The sequence below is a fragment of the Streptomyces sp. NPDC059456 genome, from assembly GCF_042750055.1.
Classification (GTDB): Bacteria; Actinomycetota; Actinomycetes; order Streptomycetales; family Streptomycetaceae; genus Streptomyces.
In genome coordinates this window covers 1-3,958 of sequence record NZ_JBHYVA010000440.1, presented here as the reverse complement: position 1 = coordinate 3,958, position 3,958 = coordinate 1, and the positions used below count along the sequence as shown (strand labels likewise).

Below are 3,958 nucleotides of genomic sequence, written 5' to 3'. Positions count from 1 at the left end.
GGGCGGGGGTGGGTGGGGGGGGGGGGTGCCCCCCGGCGGGGCCCGCCCCCCCCCCACACACACCGGAAGAAAACCCCCCCGCCCCCCCCCGGGGGGGGGGGGGGGGGGGCGGCCCCCGTTTGCTCTGCTCGCGTGTTGCTCTGCGTACTCAGACCGCTGCTTTTTTCAGCCGTCGGCGCTCGCGCTCGGACAGGCCGCCCCAGATGCCGAATCGCTCGTCGTTGGCGAGTGCGTACTCAAGGCATTCGGAGCGGACTTCGCAGGCGAGGCAGACCTTCTTGGCCTCGCGGGTGGAGCCGCCCTTCTCGGGAAAGAAGGACTCGGGGTCGGTCTGGGCGCACAGAGCGCGCTCCTGCCATCCGAGCTCTTCGTCCGCCTCCTCGACCAGCAGTTCCTGAAACAGCTCGGTCATGTGCGCCCCTCGCTCTGTCTGTGCGTCCCCGTGGTGATGTCGTTACTCATCGCTACGTAACGACACGAGTGAAATTACAAGTGGGGGGCTCCAGCGCAGTCAAGCCGAGATCTGCTATTGGGCCCCTTATTCACTCTGCGGAACCAAGCGTATGCAGTAAGTGTTCATATCGCCAAAAATCGTGACACATGCATCGGACGCCCACCACGCCCGTCTTCATCCGCAATCGACGCGTCACCCCGAAGGGCGGTTGCGATCAAGCCAAAGAAGCGGCGCAGATCACATTTCGATCACGAGGCGGCGAGTCGGGTTTGGACGGGGCGAGCGTGGGTCGTGCAGCGCCACCTCCCCTGCATCGGATTGCACAAACCTTTCTTCCAGCACAGCAACCGGATCAGATGAAACTTTTACGGCAAACGAGGCATTGGGTTGACAGTCCGGCCTCCGACCCGGTCTCCTTGTCCCCATGTCAGTGACCTCGGCCGCCACCCGGACCCCCATTCGTGGGTTCCTGAGTGCTGCCCAGGTTCGCTGTTGCTGTTGCAGCTGTTGATGCCTTCGGAGCTTCGGCTCCCCTGAGCTCCGGCCACCCCCACAGCGACCGCCAGCACGACTGACATCCGTCGAGGACTCCCCCACGATGAACAGCGCCTCCGCCACCACCGCCGCCGGCACCCCCCTCGCCGTCGAGAGCGACCTCCAGATCGCCGGCGACATCCTCTCCGTCCAGCACCTGCTCCAGCCCGCCCGCGAACACCCGGTCACCGTCGCCGAGTTCGCCGGCCTCGCCCGCTCCATCGCCGCCGACCGCGCCGCATGGGAGCACCTGGTCGAGTACGACGCCACGACCCGCTGGTACCACCGACTGCGCACCGGCCCCGGCTACGAGGTCTGGCTGCTCAGCTGGGTCCCCGGCCAGGGCAGCGGCCTGCACGACCACGGCGCCTCCTCCGGCGTCCTGACCGTCCTCGACGGCGAGCTCACCGAGCACGGCCCGCGCGGACCGCTGACCCTCGGCACCGGCGCCCAGCGCGTCTTCGCCCCCGGCTACGCCCACGAGGTCGTCAACGACACCCTCGACGGAGCCGTCAGCCTCCACGTCTACTTCCCCGGCCTGACCGAGATGCCGATGCACAGCTGCTCCCCGGCGCAGCAGGAGCACGTACCCGCCTGACGGTCCCGACCACCGCCCCTCGGGGAACAGCCCGCGGCTGACAGTCCCGCCCGTCGCCCGACCACCGCCCCTCGAGGAACAGCCTGCGGCTGACAGACTGTCCGCATGCGCATTGTTGTTCTGGCCGGCGGTATCGGCGGCGCCCGTTTCCTCCGCGGACTCAAGTCGGCGGTTCCCGACGCGGACATCACGGTCATCGGCAACACCGGTGACGACATCCACCTGTTCGGGCTGAAGGTGTGCCCCGATCTGGACACGGTGATGTACACCCTCGGCGGTGGCATCAACGAGGACCAGGGCTGGGGCCGCACCGACGAGTCCTTCACCGTCAAGGAGGAGCTCGCGGCCTACGGGGTCGGACCCGCCTGGTTCGGCCTCGGCGACCGTGATTTCGCCACCCACATCGTCCGTACGCAGATGCTCGGCGCGGGCTACCCGCTGAGCGCCGTCACCGAGGCGCTCTGCGACCGCTGGCAGCCCGGCGTCCGCCTGCTGCCCATGTCCGACGACCGCGTCGAGACCCACGTCGCCGTCACCGACCCCGACAGCGGCGAGCGCCGCGTCATCCACTTCCAGGAGTACTGGGTCAGGCTCCGCGCCTCCCTCGACGCGGAGGCCGTCGTACCCGTCGGTGCCGAGCAGGCCAAGCCCGCGCCCGGCGTGCTGGAGGCCGTCGCGGCCGCCGACCTGATCGTCCTCCCGCCGTCCAACCCGGTCGTCTCCGTCGGCACCATCCTCGCCGTGCCCGGCATCCGCGAGGCCGTCGCCGCCGCCGCGGCGCCCGTCGTCGGTCTCTCCCCCATCGTCGGGGGCGCGCCCGTACGCGGGATGGCCGACAAGGTGCTGGCCGCCGTCGGCGTCGAGGCGAGTGCCGCGGCCGTCGCCCTGCACTACGGCGCGCAGCTCCTCGACGGCTGGCTCGTGGACACCGCCGACGCGGACGCCGTCGCCGAGGTGGAGGCCGCCGGGATCGCCTGCCGCGCGGTGCCGCTGATGATGACCGACCTGGCCGCCACCACCGAGATGGCCCGCGCCGCGCTGGCCCTCGCGGAGGCCTCCCGGTGAGCGTCCCCTCGTACGAGGTGCGCGCCGTCGCCGGGATCCCGGAGGTCCGCCCCGGCGACGACCTCGCCCGGCTGATCGCGGCGGCCGGGCCCGGACTGCACGACGGGGACGTCCTGCTGGTCACCTCGAAGATCGTCTCCAAGGCGGAGGGCCGGATCGTCCGCGCCGAATCCCGCGAGGACGCCATCGACGCCGAGACCGTGCGGGTCGTCGCCCGCCGCGGCCCGCTGCGGATCGTCGAGAACCGGCAGGGCCTGGTCATGGCGGCGGCCGGCGTCGACGCCTCCAACACCGAACCCGGCACCGTGCTGCTGCTGCCCGAGGACTCCGACGCCTCGGCCGCCGCGATCCGCGCCGGGCTGCGGGCACTGCTGTCCGTCGACGTCGGCGTCATCGTCACCGACACCTTCGGGCGGCCCTGGCGCGCCGGACTCACCGACGTGGCCATCGGCTCGGCGGGCGTACGGGTCCTGGACGACCTGCGCGGCGGCACCGACGCCCACGGCAACCCGCTGAGCGCGACCATAGTGGCCACGGCGGACGAGCTCGCCGCGGCCGCGGACCTGGTCAAGGGCAAAGCGGCCGGGCTGCCGGTCGCGGTCGTCCGCGGGCTCGGCCACCTCCTCGGCGAGGGTTCGACCGCGGCCGACCTGGTGCGTCCGGCGGCCGACGACATGTTCCGGCTGGGCACCTCCGAAGCGGTACGCGAAGCCGTGACGCAGCGCCGCACCGTACGGGCCTTCACCGCGGAGCCGGTGGACCCCGGAGCGGTCCGCCGCGCGGTCGCCGCGGCGGTGACGGCCCCGGCGCGGCACCACACCACGCCGTGGCGGTTCGTCCTGCTGGAGTCGGAGGCGGCCCGCACCGAACTGCTCGACGCGATGCGCGACGCCTGGACCGAGGACCTGCGGCGCGACGGCAAGAGCGAGGAGTCCATCGCCCGGCGGGTCCGGCGCGGCGACGTGCTGCGCAAGGCCCCGTACCTGGTCGTGCCGTGCATGGTGACGGACGGCGCGCACGACTACGGCCACGCCCGGCGCGATGCGGCCGAGCGGGAGATGTTCGTCGTCGCGACGGGCGCGGGCATCCAGAACTTCCTGGTCGCGCTGGCCGGGGAGCGGCTGGGCTCGGCGTGGGTGTCCTCGACGATGTTCTGCCGGGACGTGGTGCGCAAGGTCCTCGGGCTGCCCGGGGACTGGGAGCCGATGGGGGCCGTGGCCGTGGGCCACGCCGCGTCGGCGCCGGCGGAGCGGCCCGCACGGGCGGCGGAGGACTTCATCGAGGTCCGGTAGGGGCCGGCCGGTACT

At 72.0% G+C, this 3,958-nt stretch carries 4 protein-coding genes; 3 read left to right on the top strand and 1 reads right to left on the bottom strand.

The window, feature by feature from the left end; genetic code table 11:
* Nucleotides 1-148: 148 nt before the first annotated feature.
* Entirely contained in the window at nucleotides 149-412 is a 264-nt protein-coding gene (locus ACFXA3_RS29585; protein WP_003983763.1) for a WhiB family transcriptional regulator, read from the bottom strand.
* A 640-nt stretch (nucleotides 413-1,052) separates the two neighbouring features.
* On the opposite strand from ACFXA3_RS29585, the gene ACFXA3_RS29580 reads away from it, so the two are divergent.
* The 3 genes from ACFXA3_RS29580 (at nucleotide 1,053) to ACFXA3_RS29570 (ending at nucleotide 3,943) form a co-directional block, all read left to right on the top strand.
* Nucleotides 1,053-1,586, top strand: coding sequence for a cysteine dioxygenase (locus ACFXA3_RS29580; protein ID WP_385191617.1), 534 nt, complete (start codon nucleotides 1,053-1,055; stop codon nucleotides 1,584-1,586).
* A 105-nt stretch (nucleotides 1,587-1,691) separates the two neighbouring features.
* Nucleotides 1,692-2,651 (top strand): 2-phospho-L-lactate transferase, encoded by a 960-nt coding sequence (gene cofD, locus ACFXA3_RS29575; protein WP_385191615.1) that lies wholly within the window; start codon nucleotides 1,692-1,694, stop codon nucleotides 2,649-2,651.
* Nucleotides 2,648-3,943 carry a coenzyme F420-0:L-glutamate ligase gene (locus tag ACFXA3_RS29570; RefSeq protein ID WP_385191614.1) on the top strand — a complete coding sequence of 432 codons (1,296 nt, stop codon included), beginning with the start codon at nucleotides 2,648-2,650 and terminating at the stop codon, nucleotides 3,941-3,943. Before cofD ends, ACFXA3_RS29570 begins: the two co-directional genes overlap by 4 nt.
* Nucleotides 3,944-3,958: the final 15 nt, after the last annotated feature.